The 24,184-nt window shown below is 70.8% G+C and carries 21 protein-coding genes and 1 pseudogene; 13 read left to right on the top strand and 9 right to left on the bottom strand.

Going from position 1 to position 24,184, the window contains the following annotated elements; translation table 11 throughout:
- Nucleotides 1–127: 127 nt before the first annotated feature.
- From argG to ABIE67_RS35205, 4 genes are all read left to right on the top strand, one after another.
- Entirely contained in the window at nt 128–1,582 is a 1,455-nt protein-coding gene (gene argG / locus ABIE67_RS35220) for an argininosuccinate synthase (protein WP_370269255.1), read from the top strand.
- Nucleotides 1,583–1,762: 180 nt separating this feature from the next.
- Nucleotides 1,763–1,960, top strand: a complete 198-nt coding sequence (locus tag ABIE67_RS35215) for a DUF4236 domain-containing protein (RefSeq protein ID WP_370265503.1) — start codon at nt 1,763–1,765, stop codon at nt 1,958–1,960.
- A gap of 65 nt (nt 1,961–2,025) precedes the next feature.
- Nucleotides 2,026–3,555 carry a helix-turn-helix domain-containing protein gene (locus tag ABIE67_RS35210; RefSeq protein ID WP_370265502.1) on the top strand — a complete coding sequence of 510 codons (1,530 nt, stop codon included), beginning with the start codon at nt 2,026–2,028 and terminating at the stop codon, nt 3,553–3,555.
- A 287-nt stretch (nt 3,556–3,842) separates the two neighbouring features.
- Nucleotides 3,843–3,917, top strand: a complete 75-nt coding sequence (locus ABIE67_RS35205) for a hypothetical protein (protein WP_370269251.1) — start codon at nt 3,843–3,845, stop codon at nt 3,915–3,917.
- 109 nt (nt 3,918–4,026) lie between these two features.
- On the opposite strand, the gene ABIE67_RS35200 is transcribed toward ABIE67_RS35205, so the two are convergent.
- Nucleotides 4,027–4,479: a DUF6299 family protein gene (locus ABIE67_RS35200; RefSeq protein ID WP_370265501.1), complete on the bottom strand. Its 453-nt coding sequence runs from the start codon at nt 4,477–4,479 to the stop codon at nt 4,027–4,029.
- A 237-nt stretch (nt 4,480–4,716) separates the two neighbouring features.
- Between ABIE67_RS35200 and ABIE67_RS35195 the strand changes: the two genes are divergently transcribed.
- Nucleotides 4,717–4,911 carry a DUF5999 family protein gene (locus ABIE67_RS35195; protein ID WP_370265499.1) on the top strand — a complete coding sequence of 65 codons (195 nt, stop codon included), beginning with the start codon at nt 4,717–4,719 and terminating at the stop codon, nt 4,909–4,911.
- A gap of 106 nt (nt 4,912–5,017) precedes the next feature.
- Here the strand turns inward: ABIE67_RS35195 and ABIE67_RS35190 are convergent, their stop codons facing one another.
- Both ABIE67_RS35190 and ABIE67_RS35185 read right to left on the bottom strand, forming a co-directional pair.
- Nucleotides 5,018–5,416 (bottom strand): RidA family protein, encoded by a 399-nt coding sequence (locus tag ABIE67_RS35190; RefSeq protein WP_370265497.1) that lies wholly within the window; start codon nt 5,414–5,416, stop codon nt 5,018–5,020.
- A complete protein-coding gene (locus ABIE67_RS35185; protein WP_370265495.1) occupies nt 5,413–6,627 on the bottom strand; it encodes an acyl-CoA dehydrogenase family protein in 1,215 nt (404 codons plus the stop codon). The genes ABIE67_RS35190 and ABIE67_RS35185 overlap by 4 nt, the downstream gene beginning before the upstream one ends.
- 339 nt (nt 6,628–6,966) lie before the next feature.
- Between ABIE67_RS35185 and ABIE67_RS35180 the strand changes: the two genes are divergently transcribed.
- The 5 genes and pseudogenes from ABIE67_RS35180 to ABIE67_RS35160 all read left to right on the top strand — a co-directional run bounded on the left by ABIE67_RS35180 (nt 6,967) and on the right by ABIE67_RS35160 (nt 11,568).
- Nucleotides 6,967–8,580, top strand: a complete 1,614-nt coding sequence (locus ABIE67_RS35180) for an AMP-binding protein (RefSeq protein WP_370265493.1) — start codon at nt 6,967–6,969, stop codon at nt 8,578–8,580.
- Nucleotides 8,581–8,595: 15 nt separating this feature from the next.
- A complete protein-coding gene (locus ABIE67_RS35175; protein ID WP_370265492.1) occupies nt 8,596–9,408 on the top strand; it encodes a PaaX family transcriptional regulator C-terminal domain-containing protein in 813 nt (270 codons plus the stop codon).
- Nucleotides 9,409–9,525: 117 nt separating this feature from the next.
- Nucleotides 9,526–10,128 carry an adenylyl-sulfate kinase gene (gene cysC / locus ABIE67_RS35170; protein WP_370265490.1) on the top strand — a complete coding sequence of 201 codons (603 nt, stop codon included), beginning with the start codon at nt 9,526–9,528 and terminating at the stop codon, nt 10,126–10,128.
- A pseudogene (locus ABIE67_RS35165) lies at nt 10,031–10,354 on the top strand (sulfate adenylyltransferase small subunit); the annotation flags it as partial. The gene cysC and the pseudogene ABIE67_RS35165, both read left to right, overlap by 98 nt.
- A gap of 2 nt (nt 10,355–10,356) precedes the next feature.
- Nucleotides 10,357–11,568, top strand: coding sequence for a sulfate adenylyltransferase subunit 1 (locus tag ABIE67_RS35160; RefSeq protein WP_370265487.1), 1,212 nt, complete (start codon nt 10,357–10,359; stop codon nt 11,566–11,568).
- On the opposite strand, the gene ABIE67_RS35155 is transcribed toward ABIE67_RS35160, so the two are convergent.
- Both ABIE67_RS35155 and ABIE67_RS35150 read right to left on the bottom strand, forming a co-directional pair.
- Complete coding sequence (locus tag ABIE67_RS35155; protein WP_370265485.1) at nt 11,552–13,945, bottom strand: bifunctional salicylyl-CoA 5-hydroxylase/oxidoreductase; 2,394 nt, start codon at nt 13,943–13,945, stop codon at nt 11,552–11,554. The genes ABIE67_RS35160 and ABIE67_RS35155 overlap by 17 nt on opposite strands.
- A gap of 2 nt (nt 13,946–13,947) precedes the next feature.
- Complete coding sequence (locus ABIE67_RS35150) at nt 13,948–14,775, bottom strand: enoyl-CoA hydratase family protein (protein ID WP_370265483.1); 828 nt, start codon at nt 14,773–14,775, stop codon at nt 13,948–13,950.
- Nucleotides 14,776–15,092: 317 nt separating this feature from the next.
- Here ABIE67_RS35150 and ABIE67_RS35145 point away from each other — a divergent pair, with 317 nt between their 5' ends.
- On the top strand, nt 15,093–15,545 hold the full coding sequence (locus ABIE67_RS35145; protein WP_370265481.1) for an ATP-binding protein: 453 nt from the start codon (nt 15,093–15,095) through the stop codon (nt 15,543–15,545).
- A gap of 90 nt (nt 15,546–15,635) precedes the next feature.
- Here the strand turns inward: ABIE67_RS35145 and argF are convergent, their stop codons facing one another.
- Nucleotides 15,636–16,643: an ornithine carbamoyltransferase gene (argF, locus tag ABIE67_RS35140; protein ID WP_370265479.1), complete on the bottom strand. Its 1,008-nt coding sequence runs from the start codon at nt 16,641–16,643 to the stop codon at nt 15,636–15,638.
- Between the two features lie 60 nt (nt 16,644–16,703).
- Nucleotides 16,704–17,927 (bottom strand): arginine deiminase, encoded by a 1,224-nt coding sequence (locus tag ABIE67_RS35135; protein WP_370265478.1) that lies wholly within the window; start codon nt 17,925–17,927, stop codon nt 16,704–16,706.
- 135 nt (nt 17,928–18,062) lie between these two features.
- Between ABIE67_RS35135 and ABIE67_RS35130 the strand changes: the two genes are divergently transcribed.
- On the top strand, nt 18,063–19,100 hold the full coding sequence (locus ABIE67_RS35130; RefSeq protein ID WP_370265476.1) for an SPFH domain-containing protein: 1,038 nt from the start codon (nt 18,063–18,065) through the stop codon (nt 19,098–19,100).
- The gene (locus ABIE67_RS35125) at nt 19,097–19,996 is read left to right on the top strand and encodes a hypothetical protein (RefSeq protein WP_370265473.1); all 900 of its coding nucleotides are present in this window, start codon (nt 19,097–19,099) and stop codon (nt 19,994–19,996) included. Before ABIE67_RS35130 ends, ABIE67_RS35125 begins: the two co-directional genes overlap by 4 nt.
- A gap of 53 nt (nt 19,997–20,049) precedes the next feature.
- Here ABIE67_RS35125 and ABIE67_RS35120 read toward each other — a convergent pair whose 3' ends face one another.
- A complete protein-coding gene (locus tag ABIE67_RS35120; RefSeq protein WP_370265471.1) occupies nt 20,050–22,602 on the bottom strand; it encodes a polynucleotide kinase-phosphatase in 2,553 nt (850 codons plus the stop codon).
- Nucleotides 22,599–24,116: a 3' terminal RNA ribose 2'-O-methyltransferase Hen1 gene (locus ABIE67_RS35115; RefSeq protein ID WP_370265469.1), complete on the bottom strand. Its 1,518-nt coding sequence runs from the start codon at nt 24,114–24,116 to the stop codon at nt 22,599–22,601. Before ABIE67_RS35115 ends, ABIE67_RS35120 begins: the two co-directional genes overlap by 4 nt.
- Nucleotides 24,117–24,184 lie beyond the last annotated feature (68 nt).

Below are 24,184 nucleotides of genomic sequence, written 5' to 3'. Positions count from 1 at the left end.
CCGCGGTACGCCTCGGCAGATATCTCGATGTCGAGATAACTCTAGTACATAGGGCCGGGATGGTCATGTCCCGGGGCCTCGACATGCACCCTTTGCATGACCATGCGTCTTCATGCATACTCTTCCTATGTCCAAGGTCCTCACCTCCCTGCCCACCGGCGAGCGCGTCGGCATCGCCTTCTCGGGTGGTCTCGACACCTCTGTCGCGGTCGCCTGGATGCGCGACAAGGGCGCCGTCCCGTGCACCTACACCGCTGACATCGGCCAGTACGACGAGCCCGACATCGCCTCGGTGCCCGGCCGCGCCAAGACCTACGGCGCCGAGGTCGCGCGCCTGGTCGACTGCCGCGCGGCGCTGGTCGAGGAGGGCCTGGCCGCACTGACGTGCGGCGCGTTCCACATCCGTTCCGGCGGCCGCGCCTACTTCAACACCACTCCGCTGGGCCGTGCCGTCACCGGCACGCTCCTGGTGCGGGCGATGCTGGAGGACAACGTCCAGATCTGGGGCGACGGCTCGACCTTCAAGGGTAACGACATCGAGCGGTTCTACCGCTACGGCCTGCTCGCCAACCCGCAGCTGCGGATCTACAAGCCCTGGCTGGACGCGGACTTCGTGACCGAGCTGGGCGGCCGCAAGGAGATGTCGGAGTGGCTGGTCGCCCATGACCTGCCCTACCGGGACTCGACGGAGAAGGCGTACTCCACCGACGCCAACATCTGGGGCGCCACCCACGAGGCCAAGACCCTGGAGCACCTGGACACGGGCGTCGAGACCGTCGAGCCGATCATGGGCGTCCGGTTCTGGGACCCGTCGGTCGAGATCGCCGCCGAGGACGTGACGATCGGCTTCGAGCAGGGCCGCCCGGTCACCATCAACGGCAAGGAGTTCGCCTCCCCCGTCGACCTGGTGATGGAGGCCAACGCCATCGGCGGCCGCCACGGCCTGGGCATGTCGGACCAGATCGAGAACCGGATCATCGAGGCCAAGAGCCGCGGCATCTACGAGGCGCCCGGCATGGCCCTGCTGCACACCGCGTACGAGCGTCTGGTCAACGCGATCCACAACGAGGACACCCTCGCCCAGTACCACAACGAGGGCCGTCGCCTCGGTCGCCTCATGTACGAGGGCCGCTGGCTGGACCCGCAGGCGCTGATGATCCGAGAGTCGCTCCAGCGCTGGGTGGGCGCGGCCATCACCGGCGAGGTCACCCTGCGCCTGCGGCGCGGCGAGGACTACTCGATCCTCGACACGACCGGTCCCGCGTTCAGCTACCACCCGGACAAGCTCTCCATGGAGCGCACCGAGGACTCCGCCTTCGGGCCGGTCGACCGGATCGGCCAGCTCACCATGCGCAACCTCGACATCGCCGACTCGCGCGCCAAGCTGGAGCAGTACGCGGGCCTCGGCCTGATCGGCACCGGCAGCCCCACCATCGGCGCCTCCCAGGCCGCCGCCACCGGGCTGATCGGCACCATGCCGGAACTGCCGCAGGGCGGCGCCGAGGCCATCGCCTCCCGCGGCGAGATCTCCGAGGAGGACGCGCTGCTGGACCGCGTGGCGATGGAGTCCGGCACGGACTGACCCGTCCCGAGGGGATGGGGCCGTCAGGAGTGGGACCACCGGAATGGCCGGCTCGACGCCGTGGGCGTCGGGCCGGCCTTTTCAGGTCGTACGGCGCGAACTCTCCGTGACGCGCTGCCATCAGTTCGCCAAGTCGGGGTAACCGAGAGATACATACCTCGACCCCGGAGGGAGGCGTCCATGCCCCTCACATTCCGCAAGAGCTTTCGGATCCTGCCCGGAGTGCGGCTGAACATCAACCGGCGCTCCTGGTCCATCACCACCGGCGGCAGGAACGGGCCCCGGCGCACGCACAGCAGTACAGGACGTCGTACGACATCGGTTGATTTGCCCGGACCTTTCGGGTGGCGTCGCACCCGTACCGCCAAGCGGCGTTGACAGCCCGTCACCCGAACGGCCCCCCTAGGAATGTTCCATCTCATATCTGAGATAACCTCAATCCCATGGCAGACGACTACCTCGTACGCATCGGCAAGCTCATCCGTGACGCCCGGCAACACCGTGGCTGGACACAGACGCAGCTCGCCGAGGCGCTCGGCACCTCCCAGAGCGCCGTCAACCGCATCGAGCGCGGCAACCAGAACATCAGCCTTGAGATGATCGCCCGAATCGGTGAAGCCCTGGACAGCGAGATCGTGTCGCTCGGCTACGCCGGTCCGATGCATCTGCGGGTTGTCGGCGGACGTCGGCTGTCCGGTTCCATCGATGTCAAGACCAGCAAGAACGCCTGCGTGGCCCTGCTGTGCGCCTCCTTGCTCAACAAGGGGCGCACAGTGCTGCGCCGGGTCGCCCGCATCGAGGAGGTCTACCGCCTCCTCGAGGTGCTCAACTCCATCGGTGTGCGCACCCGTTGGATCAACGACGGCGTCGACCTGGAGATCGTGCCGCCGGCCGAGCTGAACATGGCGGCCATCGACGCGGAGGCCGCCGTACGCACGCGGTCCATCATCATGTTCCTCGGCCCGCTGCTGCACCGCATGGACCACTTCAAGCTGCCCTACGCCGGCGGCTGCGACCTCGGCACGCGGACCATCGAACCGCACATGATCGCCCTGCGCCGCTTCGGACTGGACGTCGCGGCGACCGAGGGCCAGTACCACGCCGTCGTCGACCGTGCCGTACGCCCCGACCGGCCGATCGTGCTGACCGAGCGCGGCGACACCGTGACCGAGAACGCGCTGCTGGCCGCCGCGCGGCACGACGGTGTCACGGTCATCCGCAACGCCTCCTCCAACTACATGGTCCAGGACCTCTGCTTCTTCATGGAGGCGTTCGGCGTCCGGGTCGAGGGCATCGGCACCACGACCCTGACCGTCCACGGTGTGCCCACCATCGACGTCGACGTGGACTACTCCCCCTCCGAGGACCCGGTCGAGGCGATGAGCCTGCTGGCCGCCGCCGTCGTCACCGAGTCCGAGCTGACGGTGTGCCGGGTACCGATCGAGTTCCTGGAGATCGAGCTGGCGGTCCTGGAGGAGATGGGCCTCGACCACGACCGCACGCCCGAGTACTTCGCGGACAACGGCCGTACGCGACTGGTGGACCTCACCGTCCGGCCCTCCAAGCTGGAGGCGCCGATCGACAAGATCCACCCGATGCCGTTCCCCGGCCTGAACATCGACAACGTCCCCTTCTTCGCGGCCATCGCGGCCGCCGCGTCCGGCAAGACCCTCATCCACGACTGGGTCTACGACAACCGCGCGATCTACCTGACCGACCTCAACCGCCTCGGCGGCCGCCTCCAGTTGCTGGACCCCCACCGAGTCCTGGTCGAGGGCCCGACCCGCTGGCGCGCCGCCGAGATGATGTGCCCGCCGGCGCTACGGCCCGCCGTGGTCGTCCTGCTGGCGATGATGGCGGCGGAGGGGACGTCCGTGCTGCGGAACGTGTATGTCATCAACCGCGGGTACGAGGACCTGGCCGAGCGGCTGAACTCTATTGGGGCGCAGATCGAGATCTTCCGGGACATCTGACCAGAGGATTGAGGGGGCGACCGCCCTCGGTGCCGGGGCCGCGCAGGCCGACAGCAAGGCTGCCGGCGTGGCCGCGGTCCCGCCCTCGGGCAGGTATCGCATCGACGTGCACCGCCATATCGTTCCCGACTGCTCCCGCACGTCACTCACGGCGAAGGGGATCCGACCCAGCCGGACGCGAGCATTCGCAGGGGTTCCGGGGAGAGGACCGGGGTCGTGTTGGTCGCGGAGATGGTCGGGCGGGTGCAGGCGTACGTCCCCGGCTACCGCCTCCCGGCCGCCGGGGCATGGTCGGCGGCCAGGAGGACATGATCACCGATATCGCGCTGGACCTGGTCGGCCGCGCGAAGTCCGCGTCCTGACACCGACGCGCGGCACCGCGCCCCTTCGGTCGGCAGGAGCGCGGTGTGGCGCGCACGGCGGGATGGCCGTGGCCGTACGGCGGACGGGATGGCCGACGACGGGGTGCCGTCACGCCTTCGACAGCGTGATGTCCGTCTTCAGTGCCGCGTGGAAGTGGGGCAGCGGCAGGCCGCCCAGGTCGTCCGCGGGGCGCAGCTCCACGAGGGTGGCCTCGACGTCGGCCTTGCCGTGCTTGAGGGCGGCCGGAGAGTGCTTGCTCTTGTTCTCCCAGCGGTGCTTCTTGCCGTCGCACACGGCGAGGGTGCCGCCGATGGCGTACCGGGTGGTGGAGGCCTTCTGGCCGACGGAGGCGCTCACGAAGACGGGTCCCGTGCTGTCGACGCAGCTGTAGGTGCCGCCGACGGTGACGGTGCCGTCCGCGGCCATACGGACCGTCTTGTCGACCGTCACGGTCTCCTTGGTGTCGGCGGCGACGTCGGAGTCGGCGAGGGCCGAGGGTGCGGCGACCAGCAGGAGCAGGACGGCTCCGGCGGCGGTGGCGAGGGCGGGGCGCAGGGGCATGGGATGACCTCCCGGTGGGCGGAGTGGGGCGTTCCACTGGTACCCGGCCGGTGTGCTGATGGACGTGATCGTCACTCCTTCGGTGGCGAGTCCGCCCCGACCTTCGTGGATCCGTCAGAGAGTTGTCCGCGTGTTGTCACGGTTCACGGCGGGCCGTTCCTATGAGTTCGCGAGGGGAGCATGGTCTACCCATATGGACGACCCACACGGCTCGTCCGCCCTATGTGGAGGTGCGCCATGTGTTCCCGCCAGCCTTCGTGCCCTTCCTCCGACAGCCGCGTCGCCCATGTGGTGGCCGCCCACCCCGAGCAGGGCTGGAGCCTGCTCTGCGACGGTGCGATCCTCTTCGACGACAGCGGTGAGCTCCTGCCCGACGGCCGCGTCGTCGCACCGCACCGGGTGCCGGCCGAGCGGCTGGCCATGGCTGCGTGAGCACGAGCTGTAGCTACGGCTACGGCTACGGCTACGGCTACGGCTACGGCTACGGCTACGGCTACGACCACGGTTACGGTTACGGTTACGGCTGCGCGACCAAGCCCTAAGGCAGCACGGCGAAGCCGTCGAGCTCCACCATCGCCCTCTCGTCCCAGAGGCGTACGACCTCGACGACCGCCATCGCCGGATAGTCACGGCCCGCCAACCGCCCCCAGATACGACCGAGTTGGGCGGCCTGGTCGCGGTAGCCGGCGACATCGGTGGCATAGACGGTGACCCGCGCGAGGTCGGCCGGTGTGCCGCCGGCCGCCGCCAGCGCGGCCAGCAGATTCGTGAGCGCCCGCTCGAACTGCTCCGGCAGCGTCTCCCCGACCACCTTGCCGTCGGCGTCGAGCGCGGTCTGCCCGGCCAGGAACACGACCCGTGAGCCGGTGGCGACGACCGCGTGGGAGAAGCCGGTGGGCGGGGACAGATCGGGCGGGTTGACGCGCTCGGTACTCACCGGCCGGCCTCCATGGTCGCGTACAACTCCTTGGCGATGATGCCGCGTTGGACCTCGCTGGCGCCTTCGTAGACGCGCGGGGCGCGCACCTCACGGTAGAGGTGTTCGAGCAGGTGACCGCGGCGCAGGGCACGGGCACCGTGCAACTGGACGGCCGTGTCGACGACATACTGCGCGGTCTCCGTCGCGAGCAGCTTCGCCATCGCGGCGCGCTTGGGCACGTCCGGGGCATCCTCGTCGTACGCCGTCGCCGCCGCGTACACCATGAGGCGGGCCGCCTCCGTGCGCAGGACCATCTCGGCGACCTGGTGGGCGACCGTCTGGAGGTCCTTCAACTTGCCGCCGAACGCGTCCCGTTGGGCCGTGTGCGTGAGGGTCGCGTCCAGGGCGGCCTGGGCCATGCCGACGGCGAAGGCGCCGACGCTGGGCCGGAAGAGGTTGAGGGTGCCCATCGCGACCCGGAAGCCGCGGTCCGGCTCGCCCAGCACGTCGTCGGCGGTGACGGGGACGGCGTCGAAGTCGAGGCTGCCGATGGGATGCGGGGACAGCATGTCGAGGCCCGTTCCGGTGAGGCCGGGGCGGTCGGAAGGCACCAGGAAGGCGGTGACACCGCGGGCGCCGGCTCCGGGGGTGGTGCGGGCGAAGACGGTGTAGAAGTCGGCCTCGGGGGCGTTGGAGATCCAGCACTTCTCGCCGGTGAGGCGCCAGCGGGTGGGGCCGTCGGGGTGAGCGGCGAGTGAGGCGTCCGGCGCCTGTGCCGACTCCGACTCTCCCGGCCGCGAGGCCTCCCGCTCGCCCCGCTCCGCCCGCTGCGCCCGCAACCCCAGCGCCGCCGCGTCCGACCCCGCTCCCGGCTCGCTCAGCGCGAAGGCCGCCACCGCGCTCCCCTCGACCACCCTGGGCAGCCAGCGCTCCCGCTGGACCGGGGTGCCGTGCGCATGGACGGGATGGGCGCCCAGGCCCTGGAGGGCGAGCGCGGTCTCCGCCTCCGTGCAGGCGTACGCGAGGGACTCCCGCATCAGGCACAGGTCGACCGCGCCGGAGGTGAACAGCCGCTTCAGCAGCCCCAGTTGACCGAGCTCGGCGACGAGGGGGCGGTTGACGTGCCCGGGTTCACCCTTCTCCGCGAGCGGGCGGAGCCGTTCGGCGGCCAGGGTGCGCAGTTCGGCACACCAGGCGGTTTGCGGTGGATCGAGTGAGAATGCGGGCATTGCCGACCTCCCTGCGGGGCCGTCCGCGACGGGCCCTCTCGACGGACCTCCTCGACGATATCGCGCACCATTGACTGTCGTCACCAACACGATACGCTCCCTGTGGTAAGCGGCTCCGGGGGAGAGCGGGTGCGTTCCCGCGTCGTTCGGTGCGTGCTCTCGGCGTGCCGGACGAAGGTCCTCGTAGCGGAGCTACCAGGGCCTTTGGCCGGTGCGGCGAGAGTGCGTGCCGGGCGGCGTGGGGGCGTGCCCGCGCTCCCCCGGACCCGCTTGGCCCACCGCGACGCCAAGAAGCACGAAGCCCACAAGGCAGCCCATACGGCAAGGGGGCGAACCGCCATGGCCGGTCTGCACCGCTCCGCCCACGTCGACACCTTCGCCCGCGAGCATCTGCCACCGCCCGACCAGTGGCCCGAGCTCCGCTTCGACCTGCCGGGGCTGCGCTACCCCGATCGGCTCAACGCCGCCGCCGAGTTGCTCGACGGCCCCGACGACGAGCGTCCCGTGTTCCACACGCCGTCCGGCGCCACATGGACGTACGGCACACTGCGCGCCCGCGTCGACCGGCTCGCCCATGTGCTCACCGACCACCTCGGCGTCGTCCCGGGCAACCGGGTGCTGCTGCGCGGCCCGACCACGCCCTGGCTGGCCGCCTGCTGGCTCGCGGTGCTGAAGGCGGGCGCGGTCGCCGTCACCGTGCTGGCCCAGCAGCGGCCGCACGAGCTGCGGACCATCTGCGAGATCGCCCGGGTGCGGCACGCCCTGTGCGACATCCGGGCCGTCGACGACCTCGCCAAGGCCGAGATACCGGGGCTGCGGATCACGACGTACGGCGGCGACGCCCCCGACGACCTGTTGCGCCGCCCGGCACCCGACGCGCCGTACCCCGCCGCCGACACCGCGGCCGACGACGTCGCACTCATCGCCTTCACCTCCGGGACCACCGGACGAGCCAAGGGCTGTATGCACTTCCATCGGGATGTGCTCGCGATAGCCGACACCTTCTCGGAGCATGTGCTCCAACCACATGTGGGGGACGTCTTCACCGGCAGTCCCCCGCTCGGCTTCACCTTCGGTCTCGGCGGTCTCGTCATCTTCCCGATGCGGGCCGGCGCCAGCGCCCTGCTTCTCGAACAGGCCGGCCCCAGACAGCTGTTGCCCGCGATCGCCGAACACCGGGTGTCCGTGCTGTTCACCGCGCCCACGGCGTACCGCGCGATGCTCGACGAACTCGACTCGCACGACCTCTCCTCACTGCGCCGCTGCGTCTCGGCAGGCGAGAACCTGCCCGCCGCCACCTGGCGGGCCTGGCACGAGCGGACCGGGCTGCGCATCATCAACGGCATCGGCGCCACCGAGCTGCTGCACATCTTCATCTCGGCCGCCGACGAGCGCATCAGGCCCGGGACGACGGGGATGCCGGTACCGGGGTGGCACGCGCGCGTGGTCGACCACGAGGGCCGGGAGCAGCCCGACGGAGAGCCCGGCCTGCTCGCCGTGCGCGGACCGGTCGGCTGCCGCTATCTCGCCGACCCCCGGCAGCGCGAGTACGTGCGCGACGGCTGGAACATCACCGGCGACACGTACGTCCGGGAGAGTGACGGCTACTTCCGCTATGTCGCCCGCGCGGACGACATGATCATCTCGGCCGGTTACAACATCGCGGGCCCCGAGGTCGAGGAGGCCCTGCTGCGCCACCCGGACGTGGTGGAGACGGCGGTGGTGGGGCGGCCCGACGAGGCGCGCGGACAGGTCGTGGTGGCATACGCCGTGCTCAGGGAGGGGGCGCGACGGGACGTGGAGGCGCTGCGCGCGTTCGTCAAGGCCGAGCTGGCGCCGTACAAATGCCCGCGCGAGATCGTCTTCCTGGACGCGCTGCCGCGCACGGCGACCGGCAAGCTCCAGCGTTTCCGGCTGCGCGCGGGTAGTAACCCGCAGGGTGACCAGCAGTGATCCGTACGACCTAAGATGATCAACGTGTCCGACCAGCATGCACCACGGTCTCTCATCGTCACGCTCTACGGCGCCTACGGCCGCTATATGTCCGGCCCGGTGCCGGTCGCCGAGCTGATCAGACTGCTGGCCGCGGTCGGCGTGGACGCTCCTTCGGTACGTTCCTCGGTGTCGCGGCTGAAACGACGCGGGCTCCTGCTGCCGGCCCGTACGGCACAGGGCGCTGCGGGATACGAACTGTCGCCGGAGGCCCGCCAGTTGCTCGACGACGGCGACCGGCGCATCTACAGCACCGCGCCGCCCGAGGACGAGGGCTGGGTGCTCGCGGTGTTCTCGGTGCCGGAGTCGGAGCGGCAGAAGCGGCACGTCCTGCGCTCCCGGCTGGCCGGCCTGGGTTTCGGGACGGCGGCGCCGGGCGTGTGGATCGCGCCGGCGCGGCTCTACGAGGAGGCCCGGCACACCCTTCAGCGGCTGCGCCTGGAGGAGTACGTCGACTTCTTCCGCGGCGAGCACCTCGGCTTCACGCCGACCGTCGAGGCCGTCGCCCGTTGGTGGGACCTGGCCGCGATCGCCAAGGAGCACGAGGCGTTCCTCGACCGCCACGCGCGCGTGCTGCACGACTGGGAGCGCCGGCGGGACACCGTGCCCGAGGAGGCGTACCGCGACTACCTCCTCGCCCTGGACTCCTGGCGCCACCTCCCCTACACCGACCCCGGCCTGCCCGCCCGGCTGCTGCCGGCGGACTGGCCGGGCGCGCGCTCGGCCGCCGTGTTCCGGGGCCTGCACGAGCGTCTGCGGGACGCGGGAGCCGCGTACGCCGGTCTGTGACCTCGGGCACAGCACGCGCCACTCACGGAACCCTCAGGTTCCTCTGCGTCTCTTCTCAAGTTCCTTACCTAGCGTCCATCGGGTCGTCCGCCGGGTAAGAAATGAGGAACGTTGCGCATGACCACCACGGCAAGGAGCCAGGGAGGCACCGTCTGGCTCACGGGATTGCCGAGCGCGGGGAAGACGACCATCGCCCGCCTGCTCGGGGACCGGCTGAAGGCCGAGGGACATCGCGTGGAGGTCCTCGACGGCGACGAGATACGCCGCTTCCTCTCCGCCGGCCTCGGCTTCTCACGGGAGGACCGCAACACCAACGTGCAGCGCATCGGGCTGGTCTCCGAGGTGCTCGCCCGCAACGGCGTCCTGTCCGTCGTCCCCGTGATCGCGCCCTACGCCGACAGCCGCGAGGCCGTGCGCAAACGCCATGAGGCCAGCGCCACGCCCTACGTCGAGGTCCATGTGGCCACCCCGGTCGAGGTGTGCAGCGAGCGCGATGTGAAGGGGCTGTACGCCCGGCAGGCTGCCGGACAGCTCTCCGGGCTGACCGGCGTCGACGACCCGTACGAGCCGCCGGTGGACCCGTCGCTCGTCCTTCCCACCCAGCTCCAGACGCCGCAGGAGTCAGTACATAGCCCGCGAGCACCTAGCGCTGCCGGACATCTACTTCGCCCATCGGCGCGAGGTGTTCCAGCGCAACGGCATGTGGCTGACGGCGGGTGACTGGGGCGGACCCCGCAAGCACGAGACCGTGGAGAAACGGCAGGTCCGCTATCGCACCGTGGGCGACATGTCCTGCACCGGCGCCGTGGACTCCGACGCCGACACCATCGAGAAGGTGATCGCCGAGATCGCCGCCTCCCGGCTCACCGAGCGCGGCGCCACCCGCGCCGACGACAAGCTCTCCGAGGCCGCGATGGAAGACCGTAAGCGCGAAGGGTACTTCTAGTCATGACCGTTGACACGCTTCGGTTCGCCACGGCGGGCTCCGTCGACGACGGCAAGTCCACCCTGGTCGGCCGGCTGCTGCACGACTCCAAGTCGGTCCTCGCCGACCAGCTGGAGGCCGTCGAGCACGCCTCCCGCAACCGCGGCCAGGATGCCCCCGACCTCGCCCTGCTCACGGACGGGCTGCGCGCCGAGCGCGAACAGGGCATCACCATCGACGTGGCGTACCGCTACTTCGCCACGCCCCGGCGCCGGTTCATCCTCGCCGACACCCCCGGCCATGTGCAGTACACCCGCAACATGGTCACCGGCGCCTCCACCGCCGAACTGGCGATCATCCTGGTCGACGCCCGCCACGGCGTCGTCGAGCAGACCCGCAGACACGCCGCCGTGGCCGAGCTGCTCCGGGTGCCGCACGTGGTCCTCGCCGTCAACAAGATGGACCGGGCCGGGTGCGAGGAGCAGGCGTTCGACCGTATCGTCGAGGGCTTCGCGGGCCACGCGGCCGAGCTGGGCCTTCCCGGCTTCACACCGATCCCGGTGTCGGCGCTCGTCGGTGACAACGTCGTGGAATGCTCGGCCCACATGGGCTGGTACCCGGGCCCGGCGCTGCTGGAGTTCCTGGAGCGCGTCCCGGTCGGGGTGGAAGCCGCTGACGCGCCCGCCCGCTTCCCCGTCCAGTACGTCATCCGTGACGGTGAATTCCGTTACTACGCGGGCCAGTTGGTGTCCGGCTCGCTACGGGTGGGCGACCGGGTCACGGTCCATCCCTCCGGCGGGACCACGGAGATCGCCGGCATCGATGTGCTCGGGACGGCCGTCGAGGAGGCGTTCGCCCCGCAGTCGATCAGTCTGCGTCTCGCCGGCCGGCGAGACGTCTCGCGCGGCGCAATGATCACCGCGGGTGTCGACGTCCCCACGCTCACCCGGGACGTCACCGCGGCCGTCTGTCACCTGGCCGACCGGCCTCTGCGGGTCTGCGACCGAGTCCTGGTCCGGCACACGACCACGACGGTCAGAGCCGTCGTCCGGGACCTGGGCGGCGCGACCGCGTTGCACGCGAACGACCTGGGGCGCGTCACCCTGCGCACCGCCGAGCCGCTCGCGCTGGACGACTACGCGGTCTCCCGCCGCACCGGCGCGTTCATCCTGATCGACCCGGCGGACGGCGCGACGCTCACGGCGGGCATGGTGAATCTCAACTCCCCAAAGTGAGGCGGGGCTTGGGGGCGTCCGTGCGTCCGGTCTGCGGACGGCGGCTGCCCGCCCGGTACGGGGCCGGCCACACGACGCCCGGACCGTCGTAGCCCTGCTCGGCCGCGGCGTGCAGCGTCCAGTGCGGGTCGTAGAGGTGCGGTCGGGCCAGGGCGCACAGGTCCGTACGGCCCGCCAGGATCAGCGAGTTGACGTCGTCCCACGACGAAATGGCGCCGACCGCGATGACCGGGAGGCCGGTGACATGGCGGATCCGGTCGGCGTACGGCGTCTGGTACGACCGCCCGAACTCCGGCTGCTCGTCGGCCACGACCTGCCCGGTCGACACGTCGATGGCGTCGGCGCCGTGCGCGGCGAAGGCGCGGGCGAGCTCGACGGCGTCCTCGGCCGTCGTGCCGCCCTCGGCCCAGTCGGTGGCGGAGATACGGACGGTCATGGGCCGTTCCTCGGGCCATACGGCCCGGATCGCGTCGAAGACTTCGAGCGGGAACCTCAGCCGCTTCTCCAGGGAGCCGCCGTAGGCGTCCGTGCGGCGGTTGGTCAGCGGGGAGAGGAAGCCGGAGAGCAGATAGCCGTGCGCGCAGTGGAGTTCGAGGAGATCGAACCCGGCGCGGGCGGCGCGCCAGGCGGCGGCCGTGAACTGCTCGCGTATGTCGGTGAGTTGGGAGCGGGTCAGCTCGCGCGGGGTCTGGCTGTACGGCTTGTACGGGATCGGGGACGGGGCCACGAGCGGCCAGTTGCCGTCGTCCAGCGGCTCGTCGATGCCCTCCCACATCAGCTTGGTCGAGCCCTTGCGCCCGCTGTGGCCGAGCTGCACGCCGATCGCGGTGCCGGGCGCCTGCGCGTGCACGAACTGCACGATCCGCCGCCAGGCCTCCCCCTGTTTTCCGTTGTAGAGGCCGGCACAGCCGGGGGTGATCCGCCCCTCCGGGCTCACGCACACCATCTCGGTCATCACCAGGCCGGCGCCACCGAGGGCGCGGGCGCCGAGATGAACGAGGTGGAAGTCGCCGGGGACGCCGTCGGTGGCCGAGTACATGTCCATCGGGGACACGACGACCCGGTTGCGCAGGGTCAGGCCGCGCAGCCGGAACCGGGTGAACATCGGGGGCGTGCCGGACGGACAGCCGAAGTCGCGTTCCACGGCCTCGGTGAAGTGGGTGTCGCGCAGGCGCAGGTTGTCGTGGGTGACGCGGCGGCTGCGCGTGAGGAGGTTGAAGGCGAACTGGCGGGGTGGCTGGCCGAGGTAGAGGCCGAGGTTCTCGAACCACTCCAGGCTGGCGCGGGCGGCGCGCTGCGTGGAGGCGACGACCGGTTTGCGCTCCTGCTCGTATGCCGCCAACGCCCGCTCCAGGGAAGGCTGCTCCTCCATGCAGGCGGCGAGCGCGAGGGCATCTTCGACGGCCAGCTTGGTGCCGGAGCCGATGGAGAAGTGGGCGGTGTGGGCGGCGTCGCCGAGCAGGACGATGTTGCCGTGCGACCAGCGCTCGTTGACGACCGTGCGAAAGGTGGTCCACGCCGACTTGTTGGACTTGAGCGGACGTCCGCGGAGCGCTTCCGCGAAGATCTTGGCGCAGCGCTCGACCGACTCCTGCTCGTCGACTTCCGCGAACCCGGCCGCCTGCCAGACCTCTTCCCGCATCTCGACGATGACCGTGGAGGCGTCGGCCGCGTACGGGTAGCCGTGCAACTGCATCACGCCGTGCTCGGTCTCGGCGATCTCGAAACGGAAGGCGTCGAAGGCGAAGTCGGCGGCCAGCCAGATGTAACGGCAGTGGTGGCTGGCCACATAGGGGCGGAACACATGGGCGTACGCCTCACGAGTGGTGCTGTGCACACCATCTGCGGCGATGACCAGGTCGTAGGTCTCCGCGAGCGTCTCCGGCGGGGGCGCCTCGGCGCGAAAGCGGAGCTCTACGCCGAGTTCGCGGCAGCGGGCGTGGAGGATTTCCAGGAGGCGTTTTCGGCCCAGGGCCGCGAAGCCGTGTCCTCCGGAGGTTTGGCGGGTGTTGCGGTGGACGATGTCGATGTCGTCCCAGCGGATGAATTCCTCGCGGAGGGCCTGGTAGACGAGTGGGTCGGCGTGTTCGATGCCGCCGAGGGTTTCGTCCGAGAGGACTACTCCGAAGCCGAAGGTGTCGTCGGGGGCGTTGCGTTCCCAGACGGTGATCTCGCGGGATGGGTCGAGGCGTTTCAGCAACGCTGCGGCGTAGAGGCCGCCGGGGCCGCCTCCGATGATGGCGACTCGTTGGGGGTGGCTGGTCTTGTTCGGCGGCTGCGGGTTCGTGGGGGCTGGTCGCGCCCACGCGGCGTTAGCCGCAAATTCAGCACGGCCCCGCGCCCCTGAGGGCGATGCAGTCCCCTTGGCCGAGAACATCCCTACCTCCCCCGCCACTTCGGCGGGCGCTTCTCCGTGAAGGCCGCGTGGAACTCCGCGTAGTCCGCACCGTTCATCAGGAGGGCCTGCGTCGAGGCGTCCATTTCCACGGCCGCCGCGAGCGGCATGTCCAGCTCGGCCGTCAGCAGGGCCTTGGTCTGGGCGTACGCCAGTGCCGGGCCGTCGGCGAGGCGGCGGGCCAGGGTCTGGGCTGCCTCATCGACCCTGCCCTCGTCCGTGAGCTCGCTGATCAGGCCGATGCGCTCGGCCTCGGGCGCGCGGACCGGTTCGCCCAGCATGAGCAGGCGGGTGGCGTGGCCCAGGCCGACGACCCTGGGCAGCAGGTAGGCCGCGCCCATGTCGCCGCCGGACAGGCCGACCCGGGTGAAGAGGAAGGCGAAGCGGGCGGTGGGGTCGGCGATGCGGAAGTCGGCCGCGAGGGCGAGTACCGCCCCGGCCCCGGCGGCCACCCCGTGCACCGCCGCGATCACCGGGAACGGACACTCCCGTACGGCGCGCACGACCTGTCCGGTCATCCGGTTGAAGTCGAGAAGCTGGGCGGTGTCCATGGACAGGGTCGCGCCGATGATCTCGTCGACGTCGCCGCCGGAGCAGAAGCCGCGGCCCTCGCCGGCCAGTACCAGGGCCCGCACCGCCCGCTCCCGGGACAGCTCGGCGAGCAGATCGCGCAGGTCGGCGTAGGCGCCGAAGGTGAGCGCGTTGAGTTTCTCGGGGCGGGCGAGAGTGACGGTGGCGACCTCGTCGGCGTGCTCGACCCGCAGATGTTTCCAGTCGGAGGTGCGGGCGGCGGAGCCGGTGAAGGGACTCATGACGTGCGGCCTCCTCGGGCGGACGGCGGGCACTGCATCACGGAGCTCTGCCCTCCGAGCTCTCCCCTTCGAAGCTATCACCCAACTTTGACTGTCGTCACGGTCGCGCGATAACCCATTCGAGTGTGACCTGGCCCCGTCACATCGGTCACGGCTCGTCGACACCCGCGTAACGGTGGGATCAGCCGCGCGAGGCCGCACGTTCACCCGGGTAAGCCGCCCATCAGTCGGGGCCGAAGGTCCCGAACGGTGCCCTTCGGAGCCTCTGCCGGGTGGCGCCGTACCATTCATAAGGTTGAAAGCAGGACAGCCTGCTCATGAACGGACCCACCTTGCAAGATCGCCCGTCCGCATCCGCCTCCTGGCGCATCGCGCTGCCGCACACGGCCGCGGCCGTGCCCGTGGCGCGCGCGCTGGTCCGTACGGCGCTGGCCGAGCTGGAGCACGCCGCCGACAGCGACACCGCGGAGCTGCTCACGGCGGAGCTGGTCGCGAACGCCGTGGAGCACACCGCGGGCGACGGCCGGATAGAGCTCGTGGTGGAGCTGCTGCCGTCCGGCTGCCAGGTCGAGGTCCACGACCCGGACCCGGCCCCGCCGGGCAATCTGACCCACCCGACGCCCGGCGAGCCCGACCCCTGGCAGGAACACGGCCGCGGCCTGGTGCTGATCCGCGCCCTGAGCTCGTCCTGCGGCCACCGCCCGACGGACTCGGGCAAGGCGGTCTGGTTCAGACTGCCGGTGGTACCAGCGCAACGCCGGCCGACGTAAACCCCCTAGGGGCGCGGGGAACCGCGCGATCAACCACACACGACCGGCAGCCGGCAACCAACGCGCCCCCTACGGCGCAACGCCCGTCCCTCAACCCAGCGTCGCCACCAGCACGGCCTTGATCGTGTGCATCCGGTTCTCCGCCTCATCGAAGACCACCGAGTACTCCGACTCGAACACCTCGTCGGTCACCTCAAGGGACTCCAGACCATGGCTCTCGAAGATCTCACGCCCGACCTTCGTGCCGAGATCATGGAAAGCCGGCAGACAGTGCAGGAACCTGACGTCCGGATTGCCGGTGGCGCGCAGGACGTCCATGGTCACCGCATAGGCCCCGAGCGCGGCGATCCGCTCGTCCCAGACCTCCTTGGGCTCCCCCATGGAGACCCAGACGTCCGTGGCGACGAAGTCGGCGCCACGGACCCCGTCGGCCACGTCCTCGGTGAGCGTGATGACGGCGCCGCTGCCCTCCGCCAGCTTGCGGGCCCGGGCCACGACCCCGTCACCCGGCCAGTACTCCTTGGGGGCCACGATCCGCACGTCCATGCCGAGCAGCGCACCGGTGATCAGGTACGAGTTGCCCATGTTGAAGCGGGCGTCGCCCAGGTAGGCGAAGGCGATCTCCTTGAGCGGCTTGGCGCTGTGCTCCGTCATCGTCAGGACGTCCGCGAGCATCTGCGTGGGGTGCCAGTCGTCGGTCAGGCCGTTGTAGACGGGCACGCCCGCGTACGCGGCCAGCTCCTCCACCTTCGCCTGGCTGTCGCCGCGGTACTCGATCCCGTCGTACATCCGGCCCAGCACACGCGCGGTGTCCTTCACGGACTCCTTGTGCCCGATCTGCGAGCCGGACGGGTCGAGGTACGTCGTTGAGGCGCCCTGGTCGGCGGCCGCGACCTCGAACGCGCAGCGCGTGCGCGTCGAGGTCTTCTCGAAGATCAGCGCGATGTTCCTGCCCCGCAGGCAGGGCGTCTCGGCCCCGGCCTTCTTGGCGGCCTTCAGCTCGGCGGCCAGCTCGATCAGCCCGAGGAACTCCTGCTCGGTGAAGTCGAGCTCCTTGAGGAAGTGGCGGCCGGCGAGGGCGCTCGGGACAGTCGCCATGGGGGCGCTCCAGTGGTGCGAGTACAGGGACTTTGGAAGTCTATACGAAATTCAGCATTTCTATACGGCCTCCCGCTCCACCGGACAGCTCATACAGCGCGGCCCGCCCCTCCCCCGCCCCAGCTCGCTCCCCGGGATCTCGATCACTTCGACGCCCTGCTTGCGCAGATGCGTGTTGGTGGTGGAGTTCCGCTCATAGGCGACGACGACACCCGGCTCGACGGCCAGCACATTGCAGCCGTCGTCCCACTGCTCGCGCTCGGCCGCGTGGACGTCCTGGGTCGCGGTCAGGACGCGGATCTCACTCAGCCCCAGGGCGGCGGCGATCGCGCGGTGCATGTGCTCCGGCGGGTGGTCGGTGACCTTCAGCTCCTTGTCGCCGGCGCCCGGTTCGATGGTGTACGAGCGGAGCATGCCGAGCCCGGCGTACTGGGTGAAGACATCGCCGTCGACCATGGTCATCACGGTGTCGAGGTGCATGAGGGCGCGCCGCTTGGGCATGTCGAGGGCCACGATCGTCTGCGCGGAGCCGGCGGCGAACAGCTTATGGGCGAGCATCTCGACGGCCTGGGGTGTGGTCCGCTCGCTCATCCCGATGAGGACCGCGCCGTTGCCGATCACCAGGACGTCCCCGCCCTCGATGGTGGAGGGGTAGTCGGCCTGTCCCTCGGACCAGACGCGGAACGTTTCATCACGGAACAGCGGGTGATGCCGGTAGATCGCCTCGAAGTGCACGGTCTCGCGCTGCCGGGCGGGCCAGCGCATGGCGTTGACGGAGACGCCGTCATAGATCCAGGCGGAGGTGTCCCGGGTGAAGAGGTGATTGGGCAGGGGCGCGAGGAGGAAGTCGTCGAGCTCCATGACATGGAAGCGCACGGAGGTCGGCTCGGGGTGCGCCTCCAGGAACTCCCGTTTGGTCATGCCGCCGACCAGGGCCTCGGCCAGCTCGGCCGAGGGCAGGCTCTCGAAGGCCGCACGGAGGTGGTCCGTGGCCAGCACCCCGTACTCCTTCTCGTCGAAGACCCGGTCCAGGACGAGCGTGCGGGCCACCGGGATCTCCAGGGCCTCGGTCAGCAGGTCGCCGAAGAGATGGACGGTGACCCCTCGGTCGCGCAGGACGTCGGCGAACCCGTCATGCTCGGCGCGCGCCCGGCGCACCCACAGCACGTCGTCGAAGAGCAGGGCGTCCTTGTTGCTGGGGGTGAGCCTTTTGAGCTCTAGATCGGGCCGGTGAAGGATGACGCGGCGCAGCCGCCCGGCCTCGGAGTCGACATGGAATCCCATGCCTCCATCCTGACCATCGGAGGCCGCCTTCACCCCCTGCTTGACCTCCTTGCCCTCCACTCGTTTTCGTCCCCTTGACGACAACCAGGCCACCCGCTTATCGTCTACATGACGAGAAATGATGGAGGGGATCCCATGGCCGACATCACCCGGCGCCTCGGCTGGCGCCATCTGCGCGGCGCGCCCACGGCGCACATCCGCCACCACCGCGGCGGAAAGCTGCTGCACGACGGCCCCGGACTCAGCTTCTGGTACCGGGCGCTGACCGCCGCGCTCTCCGAAGTGCCGGTCGACGACCGCGAGTTGGCGATGACCTTCCATGCCCGTACGTCCGACTTCCAGGACGTGGCCGTCCAGGCGACGGTCACCTACCGGATCAGCGACCCGGCCCTGGCCGCGACGCGCCTGGACTTCTCCGTCGACCCGGACACCGGCGCCTGGCGGGGCACACCGCTGGAGCAGCTGGGGACGCTCCTGACGGAGACGGCCCAGCAGCACGCGCTGGACGTCCTGTCCCGTACGTCGCTGTCGGCGGCGCTGGTCGACGGCGTGACGGCGGTGCGGGAGCGGATCGCGGCGGGCCTGGCCGGCGAGCCCCGTCTCCCGGCGACCGGCATCGAGGTGGTCGCCGTACGCGTCGTGGCGCTGCGTCCGGAGCCGGAGGTGGAGCGGGCGCTGCGCACCCCGGCCCGCGAGCAGATCCAGCAGGAGGCGGACCGGGCGACGTACGAGCGGCGTGCGGTGGCCGTCGAGCGGGAGCGCGCGATCGCCGAGAACGAACTGGCCAGCCAGATCGAACTCGCCCGCCGCGAGGAGCAGTTGGTGGAACAGCGCGGCACGAACGCACGCCGCGAGGCCGAGGAGAGCGCTGCCGCGGACGCGGTGCGGGCCGAGGCGGAAGCGGCCCGGACGGTGCGGCTCGCGGAGGCGGAGGCCGCACGGTCCGTACGGCTGGCCCGGGCGGAGGCCGAGGGCGCGCGCGAGGTCGGTGCGGCGCGGGCGCAGGCACAGGCGGCCTGGCTGCGGGTGCACGCGGAGGTGGACGTGGCGACGCTGCACGCCCTCACCGGCACGCGGCTGGCGGAGAACCTGCCGCGGATCGACAGCGTGACGGTGTCGCCGGACGTGCTGACGGGGCTGCTCGCCAGGCTCGGTACGCGGGAGCAGGCGTGAGCCTCGCCCCGCGGGTCGTTCTCGTCCACCGCACCACGGAGTACGAGGAGTTGGTGGCCCGGCACGGCACCCACGGCCAGGCCGCCTTCTTCCTCGCCTCCCGGGGCCGCGACATCGCGGAGGTCGCCGAACGCCACCAGCGGACACGCCGGGCGCTCACGGCAGTGGCCTCGGCGATCCCGCTGACCTGGCGTCAGAACCGGGTGGAGCGGGCCGACCTGGACCGGTTCCTGTTCGCGCCGGAGGACGTGGTGGTCGTGGTCGGCCAGGACGGGCTGGTCGCGAACGTGGCCAAGTACCTGGCCGGGCAGCCGGTCCTGGGCATCGACACCGACCCCGGCCGCAACCCGGGCGTCCTGGTGCGCCACCGCGCCGAGGACGCCGGCCCGTTGCTCGCCGCCACGCAATCGGGAGGGGTCCGCTGCGACGAACTCATCATGGTGGAGGCCGTCGCCGACGACACGCAGCGGCTCGTGGCCCTGAACGAGATCTACCTGGGCGCCGTCGGACACCAGACGGCCCGATACCGCCTGGGCCTGGAGGACGACGGGGGTGTCGTCGAGGCCCAGGCCTCGTCCGGGGTGCTGATCGGCACCGGGACGGGGGCGACCGGCTGGATCCGGTCGGTGTGGCAGGAGCGGGGCGGGCGGCTGCGGCTGCCCGCCCCCACGGAGGAACGCCTGCTGTGGTTCGTGCGGGAGGCCTGGCCGTCCCCCGCCACCGGTACCTCACTGGTGGCGGGGGAACTCGCCGCCGCGAACCGTCTCCACCTCACCGTGGAGTCCGAACGGCTCGTCGCCTTCGGGGACGGGATGGAGACGGACGCGGTGGAGCTGACCTGGGGTCAGACCCTCCGCGTGGGCGTGTGCCGGGAGCGGCTGCGACTCGTCGGCTGACCGTGTACGGCCACTGACGTAGACAGCCACTGACCGTCGACAGCCGCTGACCGTCACAGCCGCGGGTCCACCGGCTCCGACTCCAGCGCCAGCACCCCGAACACCGCCTCGTGCACCCGCCACAGCGGCTCGCCCTCGGCCAGCCGGTCCAGGGCCTCCAGACCGAGCGCGTACTCGCGGATGGCGAGGGACCGCTTGTGGTTGAGGAACCGCTGCCGCAGCCGGGCCAGGTTGTCCGGGCGCGTGTACTCCGGACCGTAGATGATCCGCAGGTACTCACGGCCCCGGCACTTGATGCCCGGCTGGACCAGGCGCCCCTCCCCGCTGCGCACGACCGCCCCGAGCGGCTTGACGACCATGCCCTCGCCGCCCCGGCCGGTCATCTCCAGCCACCAGTCGACGCCGGCCTGGACCGACTCCGGGTCACCGGTGTCGACGTAGAGACGTCGGGTCGTCTGGAGAAGACCCGTGCCGTCGTGCTCCACCAGCCGGTCGAGGAGCGCGAGCTGCTCGTCGTGCGGGAGCGCGGCGAGGCTGCGGCCCTGGACGGCGAGGATCTGGAACGGCGCAAGGCGCACGCCGTCCAGGCCGTCCGTGGTCCAGCAGTACCGGCGGTACGCCTCGGCGAACGAGGCGGCGTCGGCGGCCCGTTCGCGCTGGCGCGCCAGCAGGTCCGACACGTCGACGCCGCGCGCCGCGGCGCCCTCCAGCGCGGCCAGCGCGCCGGGGAACACCGCCCCGGAGGCCGCGCCGACCGCCGCGTACTGCGAGCGCAGCAGGCCCTGCGCCTTCAGCGACCACGGCATCAGCTCGGCGTCGAGCAGCAGCCAGTCCGTCTCCAGCTCGTCCCAGAGACCGGCCTCGCCGACCGCCTCCCGGACCCGGTCCAGGATCGTCTCCGTCACCGACTCGTCGTCGAAGAAGGGGCGACCGGTACGGGTGTACAGCGACCCGGTGGGCCCGTCCACCCCGAACCTCTTGCGCGCGACCTCCGCGTCCCGGCACACCAGGGCCACGGCCCGCGAGCCCATGTGCTTCTCCTCGCACACGACCCGCTCGACGCCGTCCGCCGCGTACTGCGCGAAGGCCTCCGCCGGGTGCTCCAGGTAGCCCTCTATGTGACTCGTGGCCGTAGGCGCCATGGTCGGCGGAAGGTACGGCAGCAGGCGCGGGTCGACGGCGAAGCGGCTCATGACCTCCAGGGCCGCGGCCGCGTTCTCCTCACGGACCGACACCCGGCCCGAGTGCCGGGTCTCGACGACCCTGCGGCCCTGCACGTCGCCCAGGTCGAGCGGCCGTCCGTCGTGTCCGCCCGGTGCCTCCGTCCGCAGCGGCCTGGCCGGCTCGTACCAGACCTGCTCGGCCGGTACATCGACCAGTTCCCGCTCCGGCCAGCGCAGCGCGGTCAGCTTGCCGCCGAAGACGGCGCCGGTGTCCAGGCAAATGGTGTTGTTCAGCCAGGTGGCCTCCGGCACCGGAGTGTGGCCGTACACCACGGCCGCCCGGCCCCGGTAGTCCTCCGCCCACGGGTAGCGCACCGGCAGCCCGAACTCGTCGGTCTCCCCGGTGGTGTCGCCGTACAGCGCGTGCGAGCGGACCCGCCCCGACGTACGGCCGTGGTACTTCTCCGGCAGACCGGCGTGGCAGACCACCAGCCGCCCGCCGTCAAGGACGTAGTGGCTGACGAGCCCGTCGATGAACTGCCGTACCTCGGCCCGGAACTCCTCGCTCTCGCCCTCCATCTGCTCGATGGTCTCGGCGAGTCCGTGGGTGTGCTGGACCTTGCGGCCCTTGAGGTAACGCCCGTACTTGTTCTCGTGGTTGCCCGGAACGCACAGCGCGTTGCCCGACTTCACCATCGCCATGACGCGCCGCAGCACGCCCGGGCTGTTCGGGCCGCGGTCGACGAGGTCGCCGACGAAGACGGCGGTACGGCCGTCCGGGTGGACGCCGTCGACGTAGCCCAACTTGCCCAGCAGCGACTCCAGTTCGGAGGCGCAGCCGTGGATGTCGCCGATGATGTCGAACGGGCCGGTGAGGTGGGTCAGGTCGTTGAAGCGCTTCTCGGTGACGACGGTGGCGTTCTCGACGTCCTCCACGCCTCGCAGGACGTGCACCTTGCGGAAGCCCTCGCGCTCCAGATGCCTGAGCGAGCGGCGGAGTTCGCGGGTGTGCCGCTGGATGACCCGGCGCGGCATGTCGGCCCGGTCGGTGCGGCCCGCGTTACGCTCGGCGCACACCTCCTCAGGCACGTCGAGCACGATGGCGATCGGCAGCACGTCGTACTGCTTGGCCAGGTCGATCAGCTGCCGTCGGGCGTCCTGCTGCACGCTGGTGGCGTCGACGACCGTCCGGCGGCCGGCGGCCAGGCGCTTGCCCGCGATGTAGTGCAGGACGTCGAAGGCGTCCCGGGTCGCGCTCTGGTCGTTCTCGTCGTCGGAGACCAGGCCCCGGCAGAAGTCGGAGGAGATGACCTCGGTGGGCTTGAAGTTCCGGCGGGCGAAGGTGGACTTGCCGGAGCCGGAGGCGCCGACGAGTACGACGAGGGAGAGGTCGGTGACGGGCAGGACCCGTCCCTCGGTTGCGCGGGTGGTGGTCTCGCTCATGCGACCTTCGCCTCCTTCACGTTCACGTCGTTCTTCTCAGCACCGGCACCTGTCTCGGCTGTGCTCATCTCGGCTTTGCCCATCTCGAACACGGCCATCTGGGTGGGCGGCCCCACCTCCGGGTCGTCGGGCCCGACAGGCACGAACTCCACGCCGTACCCGTGCCGTTCGGCGACCGCTTCCGCCCAGGCCCGGAACTCCTCACGCGTCCACTCGAAGCGGTGGTCACCGTGCCGGACGTGCCCGGCCGGGAGGGACTCCCAGCGGACGTTGTACTCGACGTTCGGGGTCGTCACCAGAACCGTCCGCGGGCGGGCGGCGCCGAACACCGCGTACTCCAGGGCGGGCAGCCGGGGCAGGTCGAGGTGCTCGATGACCTCGCTGAGCACGGCGGCGTCGTAGCCCTTGAGCCGGTTGTCGGTGTAGGCGAGGGAGCTCTGGAAGAGCTTCACGCGCGAGGCCTGCCGCTCCCCCATCCGGTCCAGCTTCAGCCGCCGCCCGGCGATGGTCAGCGCCCGCATCGACACATCCACGCCCACGATCTCGGTGAACGCCGGGTCCTTGAGCAGCGCCTGCACCAACTGCCCCTGCCCGCACCCGAGATCGAGCACGCGCGCGGCACCGGACGCCTTCAGCGCGGTGATGATCGCGTCCCGCCGCTGCACGGCGAGCGGGGTCGGCTTCTCCTCCGTCTCCCCCTCCGCCTCGACGGCGTTGTCGATGTCCTCGACCTCGCTGTCGTCGGCCTCCGCGAGCCGGACCAGCTCCAGCCGCTCCATCGCCTCCCGGGTCAGCGACCAGCGGCGCGACAGATACCGGCTGGTGATCACCTTCTGCTCCGGGTGGTCCGGCAGCCAGCCCTCACCGGCCCGCAACAGCTTGTCGACCTCGTCGGAGGCGACCCAGTAGTGCTTGGCGTCGTCGAGAACCGGCAGCAGGACGTACAGATGCCTCAGGGCCTCGGCGAGGGTCAGCGCCTCCGACTCCAGGACGAGCCGCACATACCGCGAGTCACCCCACTCGGGGAACCGCACGTCCAGCGGCACCGGCTCGGCGGTCACCGCCCAGCCGAGCGGCTCGAACAGCCGCTGTACGAGTGCGGCGCCGCCCCGGGCCGGAAGCGAGGGCACCTCGATCCGCAGGGGCCGCGCCTGCGCCGGAAGGCCCGGCCGCGCGTTGCACACGCCGCGCATGGCGCTGGAGAACACACTGCTGAGCGCGACAGCGAGCAGCGAGGAGGCGGCATACGGCCGGTCGTTGACGTACTGCGCCAGCGCCGCGTCGGGAGCGCCGCCCCGCCCCTTCCCCTTGCCCTGCCGGACCAGCGCCACCGCGTCGACCTCCAGCAGCAACGCGGCCGTGCAGCGCTCGGTCTCCGCCTCCGGGTAGAGGACGTGCGCCTTGCCGTAGGAGGTGGAGAACGCCTGCGATTTCTCGGGATGCTTGTGCAGCAGGAAGCCGAGATCGGTGGCCGGACGTTCCGGAGTGCCGGTGGTGGTGATGGTCAGGAACACGGTGGGTGACCTTGGAGTAGTGGGCTGAACTGCGGATACGCCCACCGTACAGAGCGGTCCACGGCAAC

It is taken from the genome of Streptomyces sp. V4I8 (assembly GCF_041261225.1).
Lineage (GTDB): Bacteria > Actinomycetota > Actinomycetes > Streptomycetales > Streptomycetaceae > Streptomyces.
Note: the sequence above shows the minus strand (reverse complement) of the source record. Positions and strands in the feature narration are given on the sequence as shown.